This is a genomic window from Nonomuraea sp. NPDC049480 (genome assembly GCF_044465905.1).
Lineage (GTDB): Bacteria > Actinomycetota > Actinomycetes > Streptosporangiales > Streptosporangiaceae > Nonomuraea.
Genome location: NZ_JBITMD010000002.1, coordinates 543,860 through 568,344, shown reverse-complemented (window position 1 = coordinate 568,344; position 24,485 = coordinate 543,860). Strand labels below are relative to the sequence as shown.

The 24,485-nt window shown below is 68.5% G+C and carries 21 protein-coding genes, 1 other RNA gene and 1 pseudogene; 9 read left to right on the top strand and 14 right to left on the bottom strand.

Features of this window, described 5'->3' with window-relative positions:
• Positions 1 to 68 precede the first annotated feature (68 nt).
• Complete coding sequence (locus ACIBX3_RS08040) at positions 69 to 833, top strand: class I SAM-dependent methyltransferase (protein WP_397114367.1); 765 nt, start codon at positions 69 to 71, stop codon at positions 831 to 833.
• Here the strand turns inward: ACIBX3_RS08040 and ACIBX3_RS08035 are convergent.
• From ACIBX3_RS08035 to ACIBX3_RS08025, 3 genes are all read right to left on the bottom strand, one after another.
• Entirely contained in the window at positions 830 to 1,795 is a 966-nt protein-coding gene (locus tag ACIBX3_RS08035) for a diiron oxygenase (protein ID WP_397114365.1), read from the bottom strand. The genes ACIBX3_RS08040 and ACIBX3_RS08035 overlap by 4 nt on opposite strands.
• Before the next feature lie 64 nt (positions 1,796 to 1,859).
• The gene (locus ACIBX3_RS08030; protein WP_397114363.1) at positions 1,860 to 2,459 is read right to left on the bottom strand and encodes a TetR/AcrR family transcriptional regulator; all 600 of its coding nucleotides are present in this window, start codon (positions 2,457 to 2,459) and stop codon (positions 1,860 to 1,862) included.
• Positions 2,460 to 2,623: 164 nt separating this feature from the next.
• Complete coding sequence (locus ACIBX3_RS08025; protein WP_397114361.1) at positions 2,624 to 3,967, bottom strand: sensor histidine kinase; 1,344 nt, start codon at positions 3,965 to 3,967, stop codon at positions 2,624 to 2,626.
• 132 nt (positions 3,968 to 4,099) lie between these two features.
• Between ACIBX3_RS08025 and ACIBX3_RS08020 the strand changes: the two genes are divergently transcribed.
• The 3 genes from ACIBX3_RS08020 to ACIBX3_RS08010 are packed head-to-tail and all read left to right on the top strand — an operon-like array spanning position 4,100 to position 7,844.
• Complete coding sequence (locus ACIBX3_RS08020; protein ID WP_397114359.1) at positions 4,100 to 5,260, top strand: acyl-CoA dehydrogenase family protein; 1,161 nt, start codon at positions 4,100 to 4,102, stop codon at positions 5,258 to 5,260.
• Positions 5,257 to 6,354, top strand: a complete 1,098-nt coding sequence (locus tag ACIBX3_RS08015) for an acyl-CoA dehydrogenase family protein (RefSeq protein WP_397114357.1) — start codon at positions 5,257 to 5,259, stop codon at positions 6,352 to 6,354. The genes ACIBX3_RS08020 and ACIBX3_RS08015 overlap by 4 nt, the downstream gene beginning before the upstream one ends.
• Positions 6,354 to 7,844: an AMP-binding protein gene (locus ACIBX3_RS08010; protein ID WP_397114355.1), complete on the top strand. Its 1,491-nt coding sequence runs from the start codon at positions 6,354 to 6,356 to the stop codon at positions 7,842 to 7,844. Before ACIBX3_RS08015 ends, ACIBX3_RS08010 begins: the two co-directional genes overlap by 1 nt.
• Here ACIBX3_RS08010 and ACIBX3_RS08005 read toward each other — a convergent pair.
• The 4 genes from ACIBX3_RS08005 to ACIBX3_RS07990 all read right to left on the bottom strand — a co-directional run bounded on the left by ACIBX3_RS08005 (position 7,811) and on the right by ACIBX3_RS07990 (position 12,328).
• Positions 7,811 to 8,926, bottom strand: coding sequence for a C45 family autoproteolytic acyltransferase/hydolase (locus ACIBX3_RS08005; RefSeq protein ID WP_397114353.1), 1,116 nt, complete (start codon positions 8,924 to 8,926; stop codon positions 7,811 to 7,813). The genes ACIBX3_RS08010 and ACIBX3_RS08005 overlap by 34 nt on opposite strands.
• Positions 8,927 to 8,961: 35 nt before the next feature.
• Positions 8,962 to 9,918 (bottom strand): helix-turn-helix transcriptional regulator, encoded by a 957-nt coding sequence (locus ACIBX3_RS08000; RefSeq protein ID WP_397114350.1) that lies wholly within the window; start codon positions 9,916 to 9,918, stop codon positions 8,962 to 8,964.
• A 126-nt stretch (positions 9,919 to 10,044) separates the two neighbouring features.
• Complete coding sequence (locus ACIBX3_RS07995) at positions 10,045 to 11,481, bottom strand: Nramp family divalent metal transporter (RefSeq protein WP_397114348.1); 1,437 nt, start codon at positions 11,479 to 11,481, stop codon at positions 10,045 to 10,047.
• 64 nt (positions 11,482 to 11,545) lie between these two features.
• The gene (locus ACIBX3_RS07990) at positions 11,546 to 12,328 is read right to left on the bottom strand and encodes a GNAT family N-acetyltransferase (RefSeq protein ID WP_397114346.1); all 783 of its coding nucleotides are present in this window, start codon (positions 12,326 to 12,328) and stop codon (positions 11,546 to 11,548) included.
• A 248-nt stretch (positions 12,329 to 12,576) separates the two neighbouring features.
• Here ACIBX3_RS07990 and ACIBX3_RS07985 point away from each other — a divergent pair, with 248 nt between their 5' ends.
• Positions 12,577 to 12,975, top strand: coding sequence for an SSI family serine proteinase inhibitor (locus ACIBX3_RS07985; RefSeq protein WP_397114344.1), 399 nt, complete (start codon positions 12,577 to 12,579; stop codon positions 12,973 to 12,975).
• Between the two features lie 52 nt (positions 12,976 to 13,027).
• Here the strand turns inward: ACIBX3_RS07985 and ACIBX3_RS07980 are convergent, their stop codons facing one another.
• Positions 13,028 to 14,056, bottom strand: a complete 1,029-nt coding sequence (locus ACIBX3_RS07980; protein ID WP_397114342.1) for a dipeptidase — start codon at positions 14,054 to 14,056, stop codon at positions 13,028 to 13,030.
• Between the two features lie 73 nt (positions 14,057 to 14,129).
• Entirely contained in the window at positions 14,130 to 15,587 is a 1,458-nt protein-coding gene (locus ACIBX3_RS07975) for a flavin-containing monooxygenase (RefSeq protein ID WP_397114340.1), read from the bottom strand.
• Positions 15,588 to 15,701: 114 nt separating this feature from the next.
• Here ACIBX3_RS07975 and ACIBX3_RS07970 point away from each other — a divergent pair, with 114 nt between their 5' ends.
• The 4 genes from ACIBX3_RS07970 to rnpB all read left to right on the top strand — a co-directional run bounded on the left by ACIBX3_RS07970 (position 15,702) and on the right by rnpB (position 19,038).
• The gene (locus ACIBX3_RS07970) at positions 15,702 to 16,502 is read left to right on the top strand and encodes a Nif3-like dinuclear metal center hexameric protein (protein ID WP_397114338.1); all 801 of its coding nucleotides are present in this window, start codon (positions 15,702 to 15,704) and stop codon (positions 16,500 to 16,502) included.
• 2 nt (positions 16,503 to 16,504) lie between these two features.
• Positions 16,505 to 17,245, top strand: a complete 741-nt coding sequence (locus ACIBX3_RS07965) for a zinc ribbon domain-containing protein (RefSeq protein WP_397114336.1) — start codon at positions 16,505 to 16,507, stop codon at positions 17,243 to 17,245.
• Complete coding sequence (locus ACIBX3_RS07960; RefSeq protein ID WP_397114334.1) at positions 17,242 to 18,501, top strand: bifunctional RNase H/acid phosphatase; 1,260 nt, start codon at positions 17,242 to 17,244, stop codon at positions 18,499 to 18,501. Before ACIBX3_RS07965 ends, ACIBX3_RS07960 begins: the two co-directional genes overlap by 4 nt.
• A gap of 146 nt (positions 18,502 to 18,647) precedes the next feature.
• Positions 18,648 to 19,038: RNase P RNA component class A (rnpB, locus tag ACIBX3_RS07955), an RNA gene on the top strand.
• A gap of 43 nt (positions 19,039 to 19,081) precedes the next feature.
• On the opposite strand, the gene ACIBX3_RS07950 is transcribed toward rnpB, so the two are convergent.
• The 5 genes and pseudogenes from ACIBX3_RS07950 to ACIBX3_RS07930 all read right to left on the bottom strand — a co-directional run bounded on the left by ACIBX3_RS07950 (position 19,082) and on the right by ACIBX3_RS07930 (position 24,330).
• On the bottom strand, positions 19,082 to 19,765 hold the full coding sequence (locus ACIBX3_RS07950) for a tyrosine-type recombinase/integrase (RefSeq protein WP_397114332.1): 684 nt from the start codon (positions 19,763 to 19,765) through the stop codon (positions 19,082 to 19,084).
• 66 nt (positions 19,766 to 19,831) lie between these two features.
• Positions 19,832 to 20,666, bottom strand: a pseudogene (locus tag ACIBX3_RS07945) (transposase family protein).
• Positions 20,667 to 21,079: 413 nt separating this feature from the next.
• Complete coding sequence (locus ACIBX3_RS07940) at positions 21,080 to 21,844, bottom strand: RICIN domain-containing protein (protein ID WP_397114330.1); 765 nt, start codon at positions 21,842 to 21,844, stop codon at positions 21,080 to 21,082.
• A gap of 636 nt (positions 21,845 to 22,480) precedes the next feature.
• Positions 22,481 to 23,989, bottom strand: coding sequence for a hypothetical protein (locus ACIBX3_RS07935; RefSeq protein WP_397114328.1), 1,509 nt, complete (start codon positions 23,987 to 23,989; stop codon positions 22,481 to 22,483).
• A gap of 140 nt (positions 23,990 to 24,129) precedes the next feature.
• Entirely contained in the window at positions 24,130 to 24,330 is a 201-nt protein-coding gene (locus tag ACIBX3_RS07930; protein ID WP_397114326.1) for a hypothetical protein, read from the bottom strand.
• Positions 24,331 to 24,485: the final 155 nt, after the last annotated feature.

Below are 24,485 nucleotides of genomic sequence, written 5' to 3'. Positions count from 1 at the left end.
GACGGGCTGACGGCCACGCTTACGCGACCAAGGAGGAAGACACCCGTGCGACCCCTGAGGACAGCCCGATGACCGACCTCTTCGGCGGCGCGGCGCACTACTACGCCAGATACCGGGCCGACCACGGCGACGCGGCCATCGAGCACCTGGCCGGGACGTTCGGCCCGGACAGCAGCGTGCTCGACCTCGGCTGCGGCCCCGGGACGGTGGCGATCCCGCTGGCCCGGCGCGTCCGCGAGGTCACGGCCGTGGACCCGGACGAGGGGATGCTCGCCGAGGGCAGGCGTCTGGCGGAGGGTGTGCCCAACATCCGCTGGCTCAGGGGCGACTCCACGATGCTGCGCGAGCTGCCGCCGTTCGGCCACGTCGTCATGGGCAGGTCGTTCCACTGGATGGACCGCCGTGCGGTGCTGGCCGAGCTGGACGAGCTGCTCCCGCCGGACGGCGTCGTGGCGCTCGTCGGCCCGGGCCGCGACCCCGGCGAGGACCCCTGGGAGCCGGTGATGCGGCGGGTACGCGCGGAGTTCGGCGTGGGCGCCATGAAGGCCACCAATTCCTTCCAGGCGACCGGCGAGCACCATGACGACGTGCTGGCCGCCTCGCCCTTCTCCGACCTGAGCTCGACCCTCTACGAGAGGCGCCTGACCCACAACGTCCTCGATGTGATCGGTCTGCAGCTGTCCTTCTCGTACTCCACGCCCGCCCAGCTCGGCGACCGGCTGGGCGCTTTCACCGAGGCGGTCAGGAACGCGCTGCTGGAGAGCAATCCCCTAGGCAGGTGGGAGCACGGAAAGGTGACCGAGGTCCTGATCGCCAGGCGCCCCGCGCGTTAGGCCCAGATGCCCATGGCCCGCCAGATGCGCCGGGTGAGCGGGTTGACCAGCCCCAGCTCGGCGCAGAGCTCGCGGGTCTTGCCGACCGAGTCGCGGATCTCCTGCTGGGCGGCCGCGTTGCGCAGGTAGACCTCGGAGACCACGGTCACGGGGATCCTGAAGTGCCTGATCATCGCCCCGGGTGGCGCCAGCATGATGCGGGCCATCACGCCGAGGATGATCGGCGCCGCGACGCCCAGCAGGAGGCGCCGGTACGCGGGCATCCGCGGCACCCGGTTGCGCAGGTAGTGCCGGGCGAAGGAGATGTGCCTGGCCTCCTCCGCGACGTGGATGCGCATGATCGTCTCTTCCAGCGGATGGTGGGCCCGCCCGTCCTTGAGCATCTTGCGCTGCACGTGGTCGATCGGGTCCTCGCCGCCCAGCACGAACACGAAGAACAGCTCGGTGGAGATCAGCGGGATCCATGGCGTGACCTGGGCGATCATCGACAGCGGCCGCGGCATGCCGCGGATCGGCAGCCCGGTGCGGTTCACGAATTCCTGGAACATCATCCCGTGATGTCCCTCTTCGATGGTCTCGTGATACACGTACCGGAACTCCGGCGCCCCGTTCGGCAGCCGGTAGGCGTAGTTGAGCAGGCCGCGCTTGAGCAGGTTCTCGAACTGCAGCCCGATCTTCATGGCGGTCGCCACCCGCCACAGCCCGATCGCCGCGCGCACCTCGGGTGGCCGGCTCCGGTACCACGGATGGCCGCCCAGTTCGTCCACCTCGGGCAGCTCCCAGCGCGGGTCGGCCGGATCGACGAGGAACTCCGGGTCGTCCCAGGGGATGTCCCGGTACGGCTCCCAGTGCTTGTCGACCGACGCCTTCGAGAGGCGTTCGATGACCGCTTCGTAGGCGCTGCGGCTCGCGACCTGCTCGTCGCTTTCCCTGGCGGTTGTAGAGCTCGGTGCGGGTGTCATCGCGTGCGCTCCTCTCCTCGCCAAGTAATTGTACGAAGCGTCCAATAACTCGGGAAGAGTGGAGTCACAGCTTTTCGACGGACACACCGAGCTCGTTCGCCGCGGCCGTGCGGATGAGCGCGTTGGCCCGGCGGCGCGACAGCGCCTTGGGGTGCACGTGCGTCTGGATCGCGAGCCCGTCGATGAGCGCGAAGATCCGCCAGGCCGCCGAGTCGGGGTCGGCGCAGTCGAAGTCGCCGCACTCCGTGCCGGCCTCGATGATCGCGCGCATCAGCAGGCGGCCCTGCGTGTCGATCCGCCGCGAGATCTCCTCCAGCTTGGAGCTGCGCATCGCCTCCGCCCAGGCGTCGATCCACAGGCGCCAGCCCTCGCTCGGGATCGCCGGCGAGCAGAGCCTGAGCAGGGAGCGCAGCCGTTCGAGCGGCGTGCCCGTGGAGCGCTCGACGTCGCCGAGCGCGTCCATGTGGAGGCGGGCCGCGTACGTGAAGGCCTGCGCGAACAGCTGTTCCTTGTTCTCGAAGTGGTAGAACAGCAGGGCTTGGCTGACGCCGGCGGCTCGGGCGATGTCGATGGTCCTGGTGTGGCCGAACCCCTGGTCCGCGATCACCTCGCAGGCGGTCTTGAGAAGATCCTCACGCCGTAATCGGCTGAAACCTGTTGTCACAACGGGTAACTCTTTTCGAACTGGCTAACTTCTGGTCTGGCTGAGTGGAGCGCGAACGGTCGTGATCGCCCCTCCTTCCAGCGTTCATCGTGATCATGGTAGCTAGGGCCAACGACAGTTTCGATCAAGCCCGAAAACCTTTCAGTACCCGTTCTTTACCGTCGTCAGTCCTTTCGGACCGGCATCCGTAGCACAAAACGGGCTCCTGCCTCCGAATCCTCGATCTTGAGCGTGCCGCCGTACGTCTCCGCGATCTCCCGTGCGATGGGCAGGCCGAGCCCGGTGCCGCCCGCGTCGCGGTTGCGCGAGGCGTCCAGCCTCGTGAAGCGCCTGAAGACGACCTCGCGGTGCTCCGGCGCGATGCCCGCCCCGTCGTCGAGGACCTCCAGCACGGCCTCGCCGTCCTGCCGCAGGGTCACGATGACCGTGCTCTCGGCGTGCCGCTCGGCGTTGTCGAGCAGGTTCGTCAGCAGGCGGGACAGCCGGACGTGGTCGGCGGTGACGAGCACGCCGGGCTGCAGCTTGGTGACGACCTTCTTCGACCGCACCCTGGCGGTCTCGGCGGTGACCAGGTCGGCCAGGTCCACCGGGTCGAGCCGCGCGGGGGCGCCGGCGTCGAGCCTGGCCAGCATCAGCAGGTCGGTGACGATGTTCTCCAACCGGTCGAGGCTGGTGAGCAGCTTGTCGCCGGTCTCGCGCCATTCGATCTCGTCCGGGGCCAGCAGGGCCTCCTCGAGCTCGGCGCGCATCGCGGTGATCGGGCTGCGCAGGTCGTGCGAGGCGTCGGAGGCGAACCTGCGCTGCTGCTCCATCGCTTCCTCCAGGCGCGCGAGCGTCTGGTTCGCGGTCTCGGCCAGCGCCTTGATCTCCTCGGCGTTCTCGGGCACGGGCACGCGCATGCCGCCGTCGCCTGCCGTGATCTCGGCGAGGCGGCCCGTGATGAGGTGCACCGGCGCGAGGGTCCTGGCCACCACTCTCGACACGCCGAACCAGGTCAGCGCGACGAGCCCTGCGGAGGCGCAGGCCAGGAAGGCGAGCACGGCCGGGTGGACGTACCAGGGCGTCATGGAGCCGAAGGCGTAGACCATCCAGTCGCCCTCCGGCTCGTACACCCGGAAGGCGACCAAGAGCCGGCACTCGCCGGAGAACTGCGGCAGGTCGCACACCCTGCCCAGGCGGTTGGCGTTGTCCGGGTCGGGAACGAGCGTGGTCAGGCGGGGCGAGCCGGCGAGGTTGGGCGTCGTGGACACGATGCGCCCGGCCGCGTCCACGACCTGGAGACCCTCCAGGTCGAGAGAGATCACACGGGGGATCTGGTGCGTCTTGATCAGGTGGACCACGCGCAGCGCGGCGGTGATCACCTCGTTCGTGCGGATGTCGGCGGCCGTGTTGTGCGCCGCCCACAGCAACAGCGCGCTGGTCGCCAGGCAGAGCAGCGCCACGGCGACGCCGGCGAACAGCGCCAGCCGCGCGCGCATGGAACGGCCCAGCCGTGCGATCACACCCATCCCTCCGTGATCAGGTGATCACACATGGCCCCTCCACTGCCAACTAGCGGAGATTCCACAACAAATCAGGTGCTCTATGCGTGGTGCGGCCGCCTGATTAGAGTAAGTGGGCACTGATACGAAGGAGACGACGTGGACCTTGCTGAGTATCGGCGTGCCGCCAGGGCCTGGCTCGAGGACAACCTTCCGGCGGACGAAGCGGCGGACGGCGTCACCAGGGCCAAGGAGTTCATGGCCAAGCTCTACGACGCCGGCTACTCCGGCATCACCTGGCCCGAACGCTGGGGCGGCCAGGGGCTGACGCAGGCGGAGGAGCGCGCGTTCGCCGCCGCGGCCCGCGACTTCACCCTCCCCACGTACGTCTTCTCCATCGGCCTCGGCATGACCGGCCCGACCATCCTCGACCGGGGCACCGACGAGCAGCGCGAGCGCTTCATCCGGCCGCTGCTGCGCGGCGAGGAGATCTGGTGCCAGCTGTTCTCCGAGCCGGGCGCGGGCAGCGACGTGGCCAGCCTCCAGACCAGGGCCGAGCATGACGGCGACCACTGGATCGTCAACGGCCAGAAGGTGTGGACCTCGGTCGCCCACCACGCCGACTGGGGCCTGCTGCTGGCCCGCACCGACGTGGACGTGCCCAAGCACAAGGGGCTGACCATGTTCGTGGTGGACATGCACCACCCGGGCGTGACGGTCCGGCCGCTCAGGGACATGTCGGGCAAGGCCAACTTCAACGAGGTCTTCTTCGACGACGTGACGATCCCCGACGAGCACCGCGTGGGCGAGGTGAACGACGGCTGGAGCGTGGCCGTCACGACGCTGCTGCACGAGCGGCTGTCGATCTCGGCCGGCGTCGGCATGGGCGGGCAGAAGGACAACCCGGCGTCCCTGGATGCGCTGCGCCGGGCGGTCGACACGAGCGACCCGCTGGTCCGCGACCAGCTCGTCGAGCTGCACATCCGCAGCCGCGCGCTCGCGCTGTTCAACCAGCGCCTGGCCCAGGAGACCAAGGCCGGGATCTTCCCCGGCGCGCGGGGGAGCGCCGCCAAGCTGCTGCTCGCCGAGCTCACGTTGTTCCAGGCCGACCTGGCCACGCAGCTCGTCGGGCCCGAGTCCGTGCTGGCGGACCATCCGCTCGCCCAGGCCCTCTCCCTGGCCCCGGGCATGGCGCTGGGCGGCGGCACCAACGAGATCATGCGCAACATCGTGGGCGACCGCGTGCTCGGACTGCCGCCCGAGCCGCGCGTGGACAAGACCGTGCCGTTCAAGGACCTGAAGGTGGGGACCCAGGCGTGAAGCTCGTACTCGGCCAGGAACAACAGCAGCTGCGCGAGTCCGTACGGTCCTTCCTGCGCACGGCCGCGCCGCTGCCCAAGGTCCGCCAGGGCTACGATCCGCAGGTGTACGCCCGGCTCAACGGCGAGCTCGGCCTGTCGGGCCTGATCATTCCCGAGGAGTACGGCGGCGCGGGCGCGGGCATGACCGAGCTGGCGGTCGCACTGGAGGAGACGGGCGCGGCCCTGCTGCCCGGACCGTTCCTGGCCACCGTGTTCGCCACTGTCGCCCTGACCAAGGTGCCTGACACGGAGCGGCGAGCCGGCCCCGGAAGCGGCAGCTTGCGTAACCAAGACGGGGCCGAAGGGAGCGCGACCATAAGCACAGAGTTGTTGACCGGCATCGCCGAGGGCCGGATCGCGGCCACGCTCACCGGGCACGAGCTCACCTGTGACGGCACGGCCGTGCACGGGACTCTGACACAGGTGCTCAGCGGCATGGAAGCCGGCGTGCTGGTGGCGCCCGCGCGCACCGGCGACGGCGTCGTCATGGTGGCCGTCGAGCTGGACGCGCCCGGCGTCACCAGGACCGCTCTGGAGACGATCGACATCACGCGGGGCCAGGCGCGGGTGGTCATGGACGGGGCGCCGTGCCGGGTGCTCGGGCCGCAGCCGGAGGGCGGCATCGGGGACCTGCTGTGCGTGGCGGTCGCGGCCGAGCAGCTCGGCGTGATGCGGGCGGCGCTGGACGCCATCGTCGCCCACGCCAAGATCCGGGTGGCTTTCGGCCGCTACATCGGCTCTTATCAAGGGGTGAAGCACAAGCTCGCCGACATGCACTGCAAGCTCGAACAGGCCGAGTCCATCGTCAGGTACGCGGCCTGGGCCGCCGACGAGTCCCCTGACGAGCTGCCCGAGGCCGCCGCACTCGCCCAGGCGTACGTCGGCCGCGCCTGCTTCGAGGTGGCCCGCGACCACCTGCTCCTGCACGGCGGCATCGGCTTCACCTGGGAGCACGACGCTCATCTGTTCTACAAACGGGCCAAGGCGGACGAGGTACTGCTGGGCCCGCCCCGCCTCCACCGCGAACGCCTCGCCGAACTGCTGGAGCTGTGATGGAAGCCGGCTTCTACGCCATCGCCGCCGCCGACCCCGATCGCCTCGCCGTGATCGGCTCCGACGGCGCCCGGACCACGTACGGACAGTTGCTCGCCAAGGTCAACCAGGTCTCGCACGGGCTCAGGGCCCGCGGGCTCACCACGGGAGACGTGGCGGCGGGCGTGCTGCCCAACGGGATCGACGCCGTGATCATGCTCATGGCGACCGGCCAGATCGGCGTCTACTACGTGCCGATCAACTGGCATCTGACCGCGTCGGAGGTGGCGTACATCCTCAAGGACTGCGACGCGAAGCTCGTCGTCACCGGCCCGGACTTCGCCGTGCCCGGCGGGGAGATCGGCACGGAGGGGCTGGCCGCGGGGCAGCCTGAGGACGCGCCCGCGGACCGCACGTCCGGGGCGGTCATGTGGTACACATCCGGCACCACCGGCTTCCCGAAGGGCGTGCAGCGGCCGCTGCCGGGCGCCACGCCGGAGGAGATCGTGCCGCTGTACACGTGGTTCCTCGGCGAGGTCGTCGACCTGAGGCCGGGTGACGACGTGCATCTGGTGACCTCGCCGATGTACCACTCCGCGCCGTGTGCGCACACCCAGTTCGCGCTGCAACTCGGGCACACGGTGGTGATCACGCCGAGGTTCGAGCCGGTGCAGATCCTGGAGCTGGTCGAGCGGCACCGGGTGTCCAACGCGATGATGGTGCCCACCATGTTCCACCGCATGCTGCAGCTTCCGGAGGACGTGCGCGGCAAGTACGACGTCTCCAGCCTGCGGCAGGTGATCCACACGGCCGCGGCCTGCCCGGTCGCGGTCAAGCAGCAGATCATGGACTGGTGGGGGCCGGTGCTGTACGAGTACTACGGCTCGACCGAGTCGACGATCGCGTTCGCGGTCAAGCCGCACGAATGGCTGGCCAGGCCGGGCACGGTGGGACGGCCCGCGCCCACGTTCGAGGTCAGGATCCTCGACGAGGCCGGCGACGAGCTGCCGCCCGGCGAGCCAGGCCTGGTCTACGTCAAATCCAGTCTCGGCAAGTTCGAGTACCGCAAGGACCCGGAGAAGACGGCCGCCAGCATGCGCGGTGAGTGGTACACCCCGGGCGACATCGGCTACCTGGACGCGGACGGCTACCTGTTCCTGTGCGACCGGCGCACCGACCTGATCGTCTCCGGCGGGGTCAACATCTACCCCGCCGAGATCGAGGCCGCCCTGCTCGAGCACCCCGCGGTGGCCGACGTGGCCGTCATCGGGGTGCCCGACGAGGAGTGGGGCCACAACGTGGTCGCGCTCGTGCAGCCCGCCGGCGGGATCGAGCCGGGGCCCGAGCTCACGGCCGAGCTGCTGGAGCACTGCGAACCGCGCATCGCCAGGTTCAAGCACCCGAAGGCGGTCGAATACCGCGCGACGCTCCCGCGCACGCCCACGGGCAAGTTGTCACGCTCGAAGGTCCGCGCGGACTATCTCGCGGCGAAAACCAGCTCCTCGCTGTAGCGCCTGCCCTCGCCCAGGTAGAAGCGGGCCGACAGGGTACGGTCCGCGGTGTCGAAGACGCTGCTCCACAGCGTGCGGAACGGCACATCCGGGTCCTCGGCCTGCGCGACGGCCCGCAGGCTGTCGCGCAGGTCCTGCCCGGACATGGTGGTGCCCTTGCTGCGCTCGTACAGCGTGCGCAGCCGGCCGAAGCTGCCGAACGACGCCGGGCTGTCGGCGGGCAGGTGCATCGGGTCCGGGTTGCGGTGCAGCAGGTGGTTCGTGACGCACAGCGGGCCGTCGCCGAACTCGACGATGTGCTCGCGACCGTCCCGGCCGCGCTCCCACACGAACGCCTGCCCGTGCGCGTCGGCCACCAGGTAGTGCAAGGGCGTGCCGTAGTCGTAGTGCTTGGCGCCCAGCAGCGCCTGCTTGGCCTGGTCGGCGTTCTCGCAGGTGTCGACGAGGAACCGGGGCAGCTGCACGCTGGCCAGCCCCACCTGCGGCGCGACGCTCTCCGGCGGCGCGGCGGTCTCGAAGTCGGCGATCAGCAGCATGACCGCCAGGCCCGCCGAGTTGATGCCGTCCATGCAGCCGTCGAGGTCGTTCATGGTGATCACGGTCGCGGAGAGCCCTTCGTCGGGCACCGTCGTGATCACGTAGGGGCGGGAGGCCATCGGCAGCTCGTCCGGCCCCGGGGCGCCGCCCATGATCTCGCCGGCGGTCGTGGGGAAGAAGTCGTAGTTGCGGCCGATCCGGCCGTGGCCGTCCGCGGCGGCCGAGGGCGGGATCCACATAGCAGAGCAGCCCGAGCCCTCGGGGATGTAGCTCAGGCCGTCGAGAGCGAGCTCGTCCTGGTCGGGGTCGAGGCCGAGGGCGGCCGCCGCGCCGTCCATGCGGGCGTGGTGCTGCGGCCAGTGCCGTTCGAACCAGGTCCTGCGGGCCCGGCCCACGATCGGATCGACCGGCATGGGGGACCAGCCGAGCCTGCGGGCCTCCTCGGTGAGCGCCCGGCCGATCTCGAACTGGCTGCCGGTCAGGGTGAGGTGGTGGACGAGCTGGAAGTCGTCCCTGCTACCGGCCACACGTGTCATGTTCGTCATGGCAGCGAGCCTGCGCCCGGCCGCTGACCGTCCACCTACCGGCGGCTGACCGCCCGGCGGTACCGCTCTGACAGCCGGAGCACGTGGTCGGCCAGCTCCGGCGGGTCGAGCACCTCGAAGTCCACGCCGATGAACCCGATCCACACGGCCATGCCGTTCAGGTCGTCGCCGCCCAGCTTGACCAGGCACGTCGCGTCGTCCACCGGCTCGACCTCCAGTCCGAGCGGCAGCCCCGCCACGTGGCCGGCCGGGGCGTGCAGCAGCACGGTGGCCCGGTAGCGCCACATCGCCGTGTTGACGCCCTTCTCCACGTACGCCGCCACGTCGCCGTTCTCCGGCAGCTCGCGCGGGGTGAAGCGGGGACCCTGCGGCGTGCGCGGCCGCACCCGGTCGACCCGGAACGTGCGCCAGTCCTGCCGATCGACGTCGTACCCCACGAGGTACCAGCGGCCGCGCCGGTGCACCAGGCGGTGCGGCTCCACGTCGCGTACGGTCGTCTCGCCCTCGTGGCCGGTGTAGTCGAAGCGGAGCCGCTCGTGGTCGCGGGCCGCGTTCGCGATCGTGGTCAGCACCTCCGGGGGCACCGACGGGGCGTTGCCCGGGATCTGCACGGTGTACGCGTTGAGCGCGTTCACCCTGCGGCGCAGCCGGGACGGCAGCACCTGCTCCAGCTTGGCCAGGGCGCGTACCGACGTCTCCTCGATGCCCTCCACGCCGCCGCCCGCCGCCCGGCCGAGCCCGACCGCCACCGCCACCGCCTCCTCGTCGTCGAGCAGCAGCGGTGGCAGCGCGGCGCCGGCGCCCAGCCGGTAGCCGCCCGCGACGCCCGGCGTGGCGTGCACGGGGTAGCCGAGTGAGCGCAGGCGCTCGATGTCGTTGCGGATCGTCCGGGTCGAGACCCCGAGGCGGGCGGACAGCTCGGGGCCGGACCACTCCCGGTACGCCTGGAGGAGGGAGAGCAGCTTGAGCAGGCGGGCGGAGGTTTCCAGCATGGTCACCAGTGTGCCCGCCAATGCGGCAAGGGAGCTTCCGCGTTGATGAAGCGGCTCAGGCCAGGCCGTACGCCGGGCCGTCCGGCTGCGGCGGAACAGGCGCCGATCCGGATGGCCCGGTCGCCGTCAGTCTCCGCCGAGCAGCCGCTGCGCCTGCTGGAAGAGGGTCAGCAGGGTCAGCGAGCCGAAGAACGCCACCGACCAGATCAGCGCCCCTAGCCGGAACGAACGCACCTTGATGACGTCGGGCAGCGCCCGCCGGTTCAGGATGATCAGCAGGATCGAGTAGACGAACATCATCACGGCCGAGAAGCTCGCCGAGAACACCAGCAGGACGAGCGGCTGGTCGAAGCCCAGCAGCAGGATCCCGATCCCGATCAGCACCATCGCCCAGACGGTGTAGAAGTAGATCTTGTTCACGGACACGGGCTTCTCGCGCAGGTACATCGTCTTGATCGTGTCCGAGGCCAGCCGGGAGGTGTAGTCGACGATGCCCATGGCCGAGGCGAACAGCGCCAGCGCCCCGATCAGCCAGAACAGCACCCCGAACCAGGGGCCGACGACGCTCTGCAGCGTCTCGCCCTCGACCTTCAGGAAGGCGATGCTGTTGGCCAGCCCTTCCTTCCCGAAGACCGTGGAGTACGCCAGCATCGACATGAGGGCGATCGTCACGAACGTCACCACCGCGAACGTCCACGCCTGCTCGAGGTTCGCGAACCGCCACCACTGCCGCCACCGCGCCAGATTCTCCTTGGTCGGCGCGAACTGGAAGCCGGTCGACGCGGCCGCCTCCTCCTGTCCGGTCACCGGGCTGACCAGGCGCGGCACGTACGCGCCCATGCCGAAGCCCTTGTCGCGGATCCAGTTGCTCTGGCACAGGTTCTGGCCGCCGCCCGCGCCGGCGTACGCGATGGCGCCCATCAGCAGCGCGAACTCCAGCGGCGGCACCGGGAACCTCGCCCCGACGGTCATCCCCTTGCCGAATTCGACCCAGCTCTCGGCGTTGATCGCGAATATGACCGCGACCACGATCAGCGTTGCCACCAGAGCGATCTTCACGAAGATCACCCGTTCCAGCGCCACGTAGATCACCGGCGCCATCGTCAGCCCGAGCGCGATCACGACGAGCATGCCGATGGCGATCCAGCGCACGCTGCTCGCGTCCGCCCCGGTCAGGTAGGTCACCATGGTCGCGGAGCTGGTCACCCAGCCCGGCCACAGGTTGGACGCGAGTGTCATCAGGACGAAGACGAGTCCCCAGTGCCGCCACATCCGGCTGAACCCGGTGAGCGCCGTCTCACCGGTGGCCAGGGTGTAACGCTCGATCTCCATGTTGAGGAACCACTGGGTGATGATCCCGATCGCGGCTCCCCAGATGAAGATGAGCCCGACTTGGGAGGCGATGTACGGCCAGAGGATGAATTCGCCCGACGCCAGCCCCACACCCGCGCCGACCAGGCCGGGGCCGATGATGCGCCACTTCGACGTAGGCGGCTCGGGAAGGTCGCGGATGGTGACGGGCGGTAGGACGCGCGCAGGAACGGTCGGGATGAATTCCGCCATGCGGTCTCCTTGTTCGGCTTACCTATCCGTCACATTACAGAGACCTGAAACGCCGGTGGAATAGCTAGTTAACCATCACTATGTACTCTCCCCTGTCGGTAAATCCCACCACCTGTCCGCCCGCGCCTATGAGCGTTCCCAGCACTGTCCGCACCGCCATGCGCCACTCTTTCGCGGCCGCAGGATCCGTCCGCCGCAACTCCTCGATGTCCCGCGGCGTCCCCACCAGAACCGCTTCCCCCAGGACCCCTCGCACCACGGGCCGCTCGTCCTCGGAACCCAGCAGCACGGGCAACCCCTCGGTCTCTGGAGGCGACGCGCCCGCGCCTTCGCCGGGAGCCACCCGCCACACCGCCAGCAGCCGGTCGGACGCGTCCCCCTCGTTGATCGCATCCGCCATCGGCCCGTAGAACTCCTCCAGGTACGCCTCGGGCAGCGCGCCCAGCTTGACCAGGTTGAACCGGGCGTTCCTCCGCACCAGCGGATCGAACGTCCACGTGATCCGCTCCAGTCCCCGCTCCCGGCACCAGTCCCGCTGGTGCAGCTTCAGCGCGTATCCGATGCCGTGCCCGATGACGGCGCCGGTCACATGCGAGTGCAACGTCCGGCCGGCGGCCAGGAACCCGACGGACGCGCCGACGAGCGTGTCCCCGTCAAAGGCCCCTGTCACGTAGTTGCCCGTGTGCGCGAACCCGATCATCAACTCCACGGTGACGGGCGCGTTGCGTGGATCCGGATGCCATATCTGGTCGAAGAGCCGGTAGACCTGCTGGAACTCGCCGATCTCCCGCAATTCCCTGATCTCCACGCCGGCCTTGGCCGCCGCCTTTGCGCTCTGGCTGCTCACGTCCCCATTTACCCACGCCGCACCAGGCGGAGGCGAGCGGGGGCCCGCCGAATCCGACCCCGCCCGGCCCCCCGCCGGACGTCCGGACCGGCCCGGGACCCGGCCGTTCACCGGCGCGGACAGCAGGATGTATCCACGTCATCACGTTGAGGTGCCCGATTCACGAATGGTCATCGATCGATCACTGAATGTAGTCATGTGAGGGTATGCCGTTCCAGCCGGGACGCCCGTTGACCAGGAGGATCCCCATGACTTTCGTGCTGACCGCCGCCCGCAGGCCGGCCGCGCTCGGACTCTGCGCCGCAGCGATCCTGGTCGCGCCGTCCGGGGCGCTGCCCGCCGCCGCCGCCGCGTCGGGCGCGGAGCTGTACATCACCGTCACTCCCGTCGACGGTGGCGCGTACGCGATGGGCCTCGCGTGTGACCCGGATGGCGGCACCCACCCCCGGCCGGCGGACGCGTGTGACGTGCTGCGCGCCGTCGACGGGTGGGTCGGGGACCTGGACGTCGATCCCGGCCCGTGTCCGTTGATCTATCTGCCGGTGGACGTCGAGGTCACCGGCGACTGGCGCGGACGGGAGGTTTCGTACCACCGCGAGTTCCCGAACGACTGCGTGATGCGCAGGGCCCTCGGCCCGGTCGTGTAGCGGTGGCCATGGCGTGATCGGGGCCTGATCGGGGGCGGGGCGCCGCGTCCGGTCAGGCCAGCCGTTCCCCGAGGAACCGGTGCACGTTCCCTCCGATGATCCGCATGACGTCCTTCTCCGGCAGGCCACGGGCGAGCAGGCCCTCGGTGACCATGGGCAGACCCGATGGCCCCTCCAGGCCGGGCACCGCGCTCTTCGGGTCCACGCCCCTCGTGTTGACGCCCTCGCAGTACGGGGGCGTCAGGTCGTCCATGACCTCGCGGATGAAGTCCGGGCCGAGGCCGACATGGTCGATGCCGGCGACCGCCGCGACGTGCTCGATGTGGTCGAGCAGACGGTCGAGCGTCATGTCCTCCGGGCGGTCGGCGAGGAAGGGGGCGAAGAAGTTGACGCAGATCACGCCGCCTGTGGCGGCCACGCCGCGTAGTTGCTCGTCGGTGAGGTTGCGGTGGTGGTCGCGCAGCGCCCGGGCGGAGGAGTGGGTGGCCATGACCGGCTTGGTGGCCAGCTCCAGCACGTGGGCGACGCCGGAGGCGCCCAGGTGGGAGACGTCGAAGACGATGCCGAGCCGCTCCATCTCGGCCAGGGCCGCGACGCCGTGCGAGGTCAGCCCGCTGCCCGTGGCGTCCTCGCCGCTGCCGTCGGCCAGCGGGGTGCGGCCGAAGTGCGCGATGGACGCCACCCGCACGCCGAGGCGGTGGACGGTCGAGATCAGCTCGACGTCGGTGTCGAGGCCCGGCATGCTCTCCAGTGCCAGCACCAGGGCGATCTTGCCGGCGTCGAGCGCCGCGTCGATCTCGGCGGCGTCGCGGCAGAGGCGCACGTGCCCGGCGTTCCCCTCGGCGAGCACGTGCGCGCACTCGATCATGCGCAGCGTCTGCCGCAGCGCCCCCTCCGGCAGGTGCTGGTCGTCGATGAAGACCGGCAGCACCTGCAGGTCGACCCCGCCCGCGACGAGCTGGGGCAGCCATCTCTCGCGGAAGAACGAGGCCCACTGCCGGGGCGGCCGGGCGGAGACGGCCATCAGCAGGTCGTTGTGCGTGTCGGCCACGACGGCGCGCTGATGCAGGGGAAGCGTCATGCCTGGAAAGTATCGCGGCTGCCCGATCTGCACCATTGTGCCGGGAATCTGATGAACCCCGTCCGGGCTCCGCTCAGCCTGCGGGGACCGGGCGGTAGGCGTCGAGCGGTGGCCTGGCCGTCAGCCTGCGGTAGAGCGTCGTGCGGCCGGGCCAGTTGTTCGTGACGCGGCCGTCCGCCGTCTTGTACCAGCTCTGGCACCCCGCGCCCCACACCATCCGCTCCATCGCCGCGTCGAGCCGCCTGCTCCACGCCGCCATCACCTCGGGCCGCACCTCGATCGGCCCGCGCTCGGACAGGTGCGGCAGGCATGCCATGATGTGGTTCACCTGGCATTCGATCATGAAGACGATGGAGTTGTGCCCGAGGTTCGTGTTCGGGCCGTACAGCAGGAACATGTTCGGGAAGTTCGGCACGGAGATGCCCAGGTACGCCTCCGCCCCGCCCGCCCACTGCTCCCGCAGCGACCGTCCGCCACGCCCGGCGATCTCCATGGGGGTCAGGAACTCGGTGCTCCTGAAACCGGTGGCGTACACGATCGTGTCGACCGCGCGCAGGCCCTCGGTGGTCTCTATGCCCTTCGGCGCGATCCGGGCGATCTTGTCGGTGACCACGTCGACGTTGGGCCTGGTCAGGGCCGGATAGAAGGCGCTGTCGATGACCACCCGCTTGCACCCCGGCGGGTGGTCGGGCGTGAGCTTGGCCCGCAGTTCCGGATCGGGCACCTGGTCGCGCAGGTGCCCGAGCGCCCGCTTCTTGAGCAGGTCCACGCTCCAGCCCTGGGCGAGTGCGGGGTAGAGGGTGGTCTCCGCGTACCGGTAGATCCACTCGCGGTAGGCCCGCTGGAGGCCCGGGACGAAGCGGAACGCGAGCCTGGCCAGCGGCCCGAACGTGGCGTCCGGCTTGGGGATCACCCAGTTGGGGGTGCGCTGGAAGACGTACAGCCGCTCGGCCTGCTCGGCGACGCGCGGGATGAACTGGGCCGCCGACGACCCGTTCCCGATCACCGCCACGCGCCGGCCGGTGAGGTCGTGATCGTGGTTCCAGCGCGCGGAGTGGAACGAGACGCCCTCGAAGTCCGGCATTCCCGGAATGTCCGGGAGCCGGGGCCGGTTGAGCTGCCCCACCCCCAGGACGACCACGTCGTACGCCTCCGTGCGCTCCGCCTCGCCGTCCGGGGGAGAGGTCGTGACCTGCCACTGGGAGCCGTCGAAGACGGCGCGGCGGACTTCCGTACGGAACCGAATTTTTCGCCTGACGTCGTACTTATCGGCGCAATGCTCTAGATAGCCGAGGATCTCCGGCTGTTCCGGGTAGCGGCGCGTCCAGCTCGCGTACTTCTCGAACGAGTAGGAGTACAGATGCGAGGGGATGTCGCAGCCCGCCCCCGGATAGCTGTTGTCGCGCCAGGTGCCGCCGAGGCCGTCCGCCTTCTCGAACACCGTGTACGAGCGGATCCCGGCCCGTTCGAGCTGGATCGCCATGCACAGTCCGCCGAACCCCGCTCCGATGATCGCGACCCTTGGTGCCATGCCGTCCTCCGCGTGTCAGGGTCCACTTACCGTACGCCGAACCCTGTTCGACCGACACCCCTCCGCACGCCCGCGCGCCCTCCCTCGGGCCGGTAGTCTTCGCAGGTGGCTGCCGTGACGTTGACTGACGTGATCGAGGTGCTCGAGGCGTCCTACCCGCCCGCCCGAGCCGAGTCGTGGGACGCGGTGGGGCTGGTCAGCGGGGATCCGGCCCAGCAGGTGCGGCGGGTGCTGTTCGCGGTCGACCCCGTCGCCGCGGTGGCGGAGGAGGCCATGGAGTGGGGCGCCGACCTGATCGTCGTCCACCACCCCCTCTACCTGCGCGGCACCACGAGCGTGGCCGCGACCACCCCCAAGGGCCGCCTCGTCCACACCCTGATCAAGAACGACATCGCCCTCTACACCGCCCACACCAACGCCGACGTCGCCAACCCCGGCGTGTCCGACGCCCTGGCCAGGGCCGTCGGGCTGGCCGGCGATCTGGTGCCGCTCCAGCCCTTCCCCGACGACCCGTGGCGCGGGCTCGGCCGCATCGGGGAGCTGCCGGAGGCGACGACACTGGGCGAGTTCGCGGCCCAGGCCGCCAAGGGGCTGCCCCGGACCTCGTGGGGGATCCGGGTGGCGGGCGATCTGTCGCGTCCCGTCACCCGCGTGGCGGTCAGCGGAGGCGCGGGCGACTCACTGCTCGCCACGGCCGCGGCCGCCGGAGTCGACGTGTTCCTCACCGCCGACCTGCGCCACCACCCGGCGAGCGAGTTCATCGAGTCGGGCGGCCCCGCGCTGATCGACGCGGCACACTGGGCGACCGAGTGGCCCTGGCTCGACAGCGCCGCGTCCATCCTGCACGCCAGTGGCGTTACCGTTGAAACGCGTGTCTCCGCCACGGTCACCGATGCTTGGACAAGAGGATACTGATCATGAAAGCAGCCCCTGAGGCCCAGAAGAGACTGCTCGACCTGGCAGAGCTCGACTCCGTGATCGACCGGCTGGCGCACCGGCGTCGCACCCTGCCCGAGCTGGCCGAGATCGACGAGCGGTCGAAGCGGTACGCCAGGCTCGCCACCCAGGTCATCGAGGCCGAGACCGAGGCCGGCGACCTGGCCCGCGAGCAGACCAAGGCGGAGAGCGACGTGGACGCCGTGCGCACGCGCGCCGAACGCGACCAGAAGCGCCTCGACTCCGGCGCCGTGACCTCGCCCCGCGACCTGGCGAGCCTCCAGTCGGAGATCGTCTCGCTGCACAAGCGCCAGGGCGACCTGGAGGAGATCGTCCTGGAGATCATGGAACGGCGCGAGGCCGCCGACGCCAAGGCGACCGACCTGGTGGCGCAGCGCGACGAGCTGGCCGCCGCCGTGTCCGCCCTGGAGGACCGCCGCGACGCCGCGCTCAAGGAGATCGACAAGGAGGCGGCCGACGTCCGGGGCCGCCGCACCGCCGTCGCCGGCGAGATCCCCGCAGACCTGCTCGCGCTCTACCAGAAGCTCAGGGAGCAGTACGGCGTGGGCGCCGCCATGCTGCGCGGCGGCCGGTGCCAGGGCTGCAAGGTGGCCCTGTCCATCGCCGAGATGAACCGCATCAAGGCCGCCCCCCACGACGAGGTGATCCGCTGCGACGAGTGCCGCCGCATCCTCGTACGCACGGCAGAGTCGGGCCTGTGACGCATTACGTCATCGAGGCCGACGGCGGCTCGCGGGGCAACCCGGGCCCGGCCGGCTACGGCGCGGTCGTCAAGGACGCCGCGGACGGCCAGGTGCTGGCCGAGGTGGCCGAGGCGATCGGCGTCACCACCAACAACGTCGCCGAATACCGTGGGCTGATCGCCGGGCTCACGGCCGCGCTCCGGGTGGGCGGCGAGGGCGCGCCGGTGGCCGTGCGGATGGACTCGAAGCTCGTCATCGAGCAGATGGCGGGTCGCTGGAAGATCAAGAACGAGGGGTTGCGCCCGCTCGCGCTGGAGGCCGGGGGGCTGGTGCGGCGGCTGCGGGTGACGGAATGGACCTGGATCCCCCGCGCGCGCAACCAGCACGCCGACCGCCTGGCCAACGAGGCCATGGACGCCGCGGCCAAAGGCCTGACCTGGAGGGCGGGCGGCACCTCCGCCGCGGATGCGCCGGACGTACCCGGCGGCTCGATCCTCAGGGAACCGGGAGCGACCGCGACCGCGACATCGCCTCCGCCTGTCGCGCGGCCGACGGACCTGCTCGATGCGGGCGACATTTCCGAAATATCCGCCCCAACCGCTGCCGTCGCCGCGGCCCAGCAGCGTGGCAAAGGCACCGGCTGGCGCCCTGCGACCCGTGTGGCGACGTCGTTGCTCCTCCTCCGCCACGGCGAGACGGAGCTGTCGGTGGAACGCAGGTTCTCCGGCCTGGGCGACCCCGAGCTCACGCCCAACGGCCTGGCCCAGGCGGCGGCGGCGGCTGAGCGGCTGTCGCGGGAGCCGTACCGGCCGGACGTGATCGTCACCTCGCCGCTCAAGCGCGCCCGGCAGACCGCGGCGGCCGTGGCCGAGCGGACCGGTCTCGACGTCGAGGTGGACGACGACCTCAGGGAGGCCGACTTCGGCGCCTGGGAGGGCCACACGTTCACCGAGGTGCAGCGGAAGTGGCCGGCCGAGCTGGCCGCCTGGCTCGCCGACCCGGAAGCCGCCCCGCCGGGCGGCGAGAGCTTCGCCACGACCGCGCGCCGCGTCGAGGCGGTGGGAGAGCGGCTGGTGGAGCGGTACGAAGGCAAGACCGTCCTGGCGGTCTCCCACGTGACGCCCATCAAGATGCTCCTCAGATTCGCGCTCATGGCCCCGCTGGAGTCCCTCTACCGGATGCACCTCGACCTGGCGTGCCTGTCGCTGATCGAGTACTACGCGGACGGCCCGGCCGTGGTGAAGTCGTTCAACGACACCTCGCACCTGCGCTGACGTCATGGGGCCGTGCCGGGTTTCCGCCAGGGCGCCCGGCACGGCCGCCGACGCATCGCCCCCCTCAGGCGATGACGTGCCCATCTCATCGCCTCCACCTTGCGGCTGGGTTGGGAACCGCTTGAAACTTGGTACAGTTCAGCAGACGAGTCGGCCGGGCGACCGCGTCGGGCCCCAGTGGGGCCCGCCGAGGAAGGTCCGGGCTCCACAGGGCAGGGTGGTCGGTAACGCCGACCCGGGGTGACCCGCGGGACAGTGCCACAGAAAGCAAACCGCCTCCCGGTTCACGGGAGGTAAGGGTGAAAGGGTGGTGTAAGAGACCACCAGCGCCCACGGTGACGTGGGCGGCTAGGTAAACCCCACCCGGAGCAAGGTCAAGAAGGGACGCTCTCCGGAGCGTTCCGCGCGCGACGTTCGAGGGCTGCCCGCCCGAGCCGCGCGGGTAGACCGCTCGAGACCGCCGGCAACGGCGGTCCTAGATGGATGGTCGCCCCTTCACACGAAGGACAGAACCCGGCCTACAGGCCGACTCGTCACTATTTAGTTGTCTGACGTGGGACGGAACACGACCAGAGCACCATCAAGGCACTCTAAGGGCACAACCAGCGAGGAGCGGAACGCCCTGTGGAGCGCCTCTGGCTCGCGTGGAAGCTTCCGGAACGAGGTGGCCATATAGGTCCAGATCCACGGTGGTCGTGATCGACTCGTGTCCGAGCCACCTGGAGACTTCAGAGATCGGGACGCCCTCAGCGAGAGCCGTACTGGTGAACCCGTGCCGCAGATCGTGAAAGGTCGTATCCGGGAGAAGACCAGCGGCCTTGATCTCCAGTCTCCAGACACGATCATGGAAGTAGTCGCGCTGGATCAGATTGCCCCGTAAGGTAGTGCGGAACAGCACGTCGATGGGGTCGTGCTTCGCGATGTGCTCGTGGAGAGCCTGCCGAGGAAAGCTGGCATGGGGACCTCTCGGACAGACGCCGGACTCTTGGGCGTCCCGAGCATGGGCCGACTCTTGACCACGGTCACCTGTTGATCGACCCGGATCATGCCCGAGTCGAAGTCGATCCGACCTTTCGCCAATCCGAACGCTGCTCCTTGACGCAGTCCGGATCACCGTCTTGCCATCATGGGTGGGGCCGTAACCGGCCCCGAGCTCGCTGAACGTCTCGCCCTTACGCAGGTAGACCAGCACCACCAACGACTGCTGGCCCGGGTTGAGTCGCCGCCAGAGCGACCCGATCGTCTTGCGGTGCCGCCGGATCATTCCGGCGACGTAGTTCAGGGTCTGATGCGATAAAACGACGGTGGCACGATGCTCACTGACGTGATCTCAGTGAATTTCCGGTAGGTAGTTGTGCTCGAAATGGGTGAGGACAAGCGCTGCGCGGGCGATGTCGCCGATTCTGCTGGGGCTGATGGTGATGTGCTGGAGGGTTCGCCAGCGGTCTTTGAGCAGGGCGAATCCGCGTTCGCCGAGGCAGCGCAGGGCTCGAAGGAGCCGGTTGTAGGTGCGGTTGTCCGGGCTGAGGATCTGGTTTCCGTCGGGTTGTTTGATCGGCGTGTGGATGCCGATTCCGGCGCCGTCGTAGCCGTTGTCGGCGAGGGTGGGCAGGCCGTGTGCGGCAGCGGCGTACAGCGCGCCCAGGACGTGTGTCCGGGCTGCGTCAGGTCATGGACGGAGCCGGGTTCGACCTCGGCGATCCACAACGGCAGCCCATCTGGTGCTGACAGCGCCTGGAGGTTGCCGGCGTGCTGGTGGGCCTTGCCCGCGTACCAGGCGTCGATGGACTCGCCTTTGACGCTGAGGGTCTGCTCGGCGCAGCGGTCGATCGGGATCAGCGTGCCGTCCAGGATCACGTACGCCAGCCCGTCGGCTTGTGCACGGTCGAGAGCTTGATGCAGATCGGGTGCTTGAGCTGCGAGAACGTCGATTCCTTCGTGGATGTAGCGGTAGGCGGTGGCTCGGGAGACGCGGTGATCACGGCCGAGTTTGGGGATGTCGCGCTCCCGCGGAACCAGTGCAGCACCATGACCGCTTGCCGGAATGGGGTCAAGGCCCGGCTGTCTTTCGGGGTGGCGCGCAGCCGGCGTTCTTTGCGCAGGAGCCAGGGGAGGTGGTGAACGAGTGCGCGGAAGACATCGAGCGTGGCACGATGAACAATCACGTGGAGCCTTCCGGCCGGCTGAGATTCTTGTGGTGAGAGCTCTTCTACCGGGGGCTCCACGCCTGTTTCCGGCCTTCGGCGAATCCTCCCGAAAAGCCCGGAACGCCGCTGGCGGCGTCCAAGAAATCCCAATTGCCCGAACTATTTCGCTGAGATCACCTCACTGATAGAACAGCACCTGAAGCTCCTGGTGGCGACGGTGTGGATTGTGGTGATCAACCCGTCTACCAGGAGCTTCTTCGCGTCACTGGCCGAACGTCGGCATCGCGATCATGCTGTGACCAGGGTACCCGCCGCGGAGCCTGAACAAGGTTCAGTGGAGTTCGTCAAGAGAACCTCACCTTCACCGGCGCGGACTCCCTGATGGCCACCCTGGCCGCAAACCCGACCCCCGCTCCAATTACTCGCTGATATTACAATACAATATAAGCGAAAAGCCACCACTGATTGGCCTGGTATCCACACGGGTAGGCCTGCATGCGAACTCCAGTGCCATAATCCGAGGCATCAAGGCAACGATAGCCGGCCATTGCGCTCCGTATTCTGATGCCAGACTGCATACTAGAGACCTCGAAAAACCACTTCTGGTTGTCCGAAAGCTGGCAAGGGTACCGCTGCACCCAGGGGCCACGCCCATAGTTCTCTACATCAGCGCACTCGTTGGGCCGGTCCCACGGTTTGATCTCGTACCACCCGTTACCAGCGTCATAGGTGACCCGCCAGACCTGATTACTACCGCCGTGGCAGGAGTACTGCTGGATATAGCGACCAGTGCCCCAGTTCTCTAAGTCCAGACATTTCCCACTGGCCAGGTTCTGCAGGTACCAGTACTTATACTCATACGACGGGCTTGTCGCGGAGTATGGATCCAGCTCGACCCTTTCGGCCTTGCCACTCTTCTTCGACTTTTCTCGCGCGGCACGTATCGCATCGCCGAGCGGTCCCGATGCCTCATCAAGCGATTGGCTGCCGGATGGTGCGGGCGCTATGGGATCGACAGACGCCGATCCCATAGCTGCCGGTTGCACAGCGAAGATGAGTATGGAGAGCAGCGCGAATAGGCCAAGTCTGACCGGTTTGTTGATCATGATTCCCCACTCTTCTTGGTCGGTGAAAGTTTTGGCGGAGGGAGCTGTTATAAGCTCACTTGCAGAAACGAAGAACTGTACGATGGGCAATGCCTCTTCGCGTTGATGTAAATAATTGGCATGAGCTCCAAGAAATAGTACTTGAATAAGGTCTTTGAATCGTGATGAGAAAGATGCCCGGGCGCGCCCATATCGAAAGACCTGACCGTCTCAGAACAATTTGTGAACACAAGCAGTCGTCCGCTATCACGCAGAGCTATATGACGATTAGGGGCGAGTTCGGGATATGGCCACGACTAAGGATAGCTGAGAGCTATTTCTGACTTCCGCATGGAAAATGCCAAAAAACGCTGTAATCGCGCCAGTGGGGCGGTAGATGGTGGGGGTTCAGGGCGATCTCGATCACGATTCCGGTGATGGAGGCTGGGCGGTACTGCATACGGTTTGAGCCGGTTCTTCGCCGCCGTGATCAGGTAGTCTGCGGTGCGCATGGCGGGGTTGGTCGTAGCTTCATTTCGCCTCCGGGATTTTGAAGATCGAGTCATGTTGAGGCGTGTGTGGCTGATGGTGGCGGCTGCGGTGTAACGCTGGGTGATAGTCGCAGTTAGGCGGCCAGGTGGGCGTCCCGGACGAGGGCGTCGATGGCGGCCTGGTAAGCGCGGGAGGCGGAACGCAGACGGCTGTCGGCCGGTGGATCGGGATCGGTGATCTGGGCAAGGCCGGGGATCAGGAATCGCTGGGCCAGGTGGGTGATGAAGAGTGCGTGCGCGATCCCGGTGGGGTGACCTGGTAGGTGCGGCTGTGCGGGATGCGGGTGATGATGCCGTGGGCGCGGAGTCTGCGCAGGTCGTAGCTGATCTGGCCGCTGGTCATGGCCTCGGGGGTAAGCCCTAGCAGGGGCGCGAGGTGGTGGCGCAGGAGGCGGTTGGTGAAGCCTGCGGGCAGCAGGGCCAGGGCGCAGCAGACGTTGAGCAGGGCGCGGACGCGGGGGTCGGTGAAGCGTAGTCCGGGGATGCGGGTTCCGGTGTCGGTGATGACCGGATCGGTGATCGCGGCCAGGGCGGCGGCTCCGTCGGCGGGATCGTGGCTGATGCATTCGACGTCGAGCAGACGCCGGTTGGCGGTGAAGCCGACCTGCTGAAGTGTGGGCAGGTTAGTCAGCTCTTTGCCGATGGCGAAGTCGCGGGTCTGGTTGATGGTGGTCTCGGTCCGTAGCGCGCGTCCTTCCTTGAGATACTGCTTGACCTGGGTCTTCTTGTAATACGGGTAGAGGTAGGGGTCGACGCCCTCGGTGATGATCTGGGTGCGGAAGCTGCCCGGGGTGGCGCCCTTGCCGTGATGGCGGCGGATCTGGCGGTCGAAGACGATGCTCACCTTGTCGGGGCGGCCAATGTCGATGTTGTCGTGGATGAGCTGGTCGAAGAAGATCCGGCCGGAGCGCGGGCGGTCCATCACCTGGGCGGTGGACAGTTCGATCTGCTGGATGGAGGCCTGCCAGCGGTAGTCGGCCGCCTCGTCCTCGGGGGTGAGGGGGTGGGGAAGGCGGGCTAGCCACTTGCCGAGGAAGCGGTAGATCGCCTCCTGGCTCAGGCCGTCACAGATTCTCTGGATCGCCCGCGGTTCCTCGGCTGCGACGATCGCGTTGTCGTCCGCGGTGAAGCCGATCCCGGCGCGCTCGCACTGGCGCTTGGCGTACTCGTGACCGTTGAGGTAGATCTGCCCGTTGAACGGGAAGTAGCCGCAGAACTTGACATAGAACGGGCCCGAAGTCACGGTCGAAGCCGTAGAAGTACCAGTGGTTGACCAGCGCAGGCTCCTTGGCCAGCCATGGGTAGGACTTGCCGGTGCCCGCGTCGCGGCGCTGCCGGGTCCGCCAGATGCGGACCTTTTCCTGCGCCCGTCCCGTCCGACGAACAGGATCCGTTCGCCGCCGTCGTGTCCGGCCAGGTATTGCTTGGCGATGTCGTCTTTACGCTGGTCCTTGGTGAAGTGGACCAGGTCCAGATCGCGTGAGGTGAGCCAGTGGTGAATGTCAGCGGCGAAGTGCTCGGTCATCGGATGCATCAGCGTGGAGGAGACGAAGCGGTTGCCGCGATGATGGCAGAAGAAGCCGTGGATGCCGGAGCCGTACTGTAGCCGGGGCTGCCGGAAGGACAGCAGCATCCGGTCCACGCACCGGATCTCGAAGAGCACATGATCGGACAACACCTCGGCAGCGGTACGCGGTAGCGTCATCACAGGCTCCGGTTGGAGGCTCGGCCGGCAACGGCCACCCGACCGCTGCGAGCGGTGAATGAACGGACACATTGTGTACCGTCTTAGCCGCTAGCCGGGGTCATTCCACGGATCTGTAACTCGTTCTCCACCTACGGACCTCAGCCCGCACCGGACATGTCTCGTCGGGTTGGGGCGAAGCCCCGGCGGACGTTCAGCAACTCCAGGACGACGGACAGGGAGCGGCCAGCGGCCCGGTTGCGTGTGCTCTCGTCATTGGGTCGCCGGTAGCCGTGCGCTTCGAGGACGGCGTACAGGTCGTGCAGCAAGCCGAAGGTGAACCGCTCGTCAGAGCTGGACATGGGGTCTCTCCTCCTGGTTGAACCCCTGTCATCGCGTCATCAGAAGGGGTCGGAACGGAGGGAAGCGGGCTGAATCAGGGTGAAACCCGCTTGCCCTTCTACCAGGGCAGAAACCAGGAGAGTGAACCGGGCTGAACTAGCCTGAACTGGGCTTA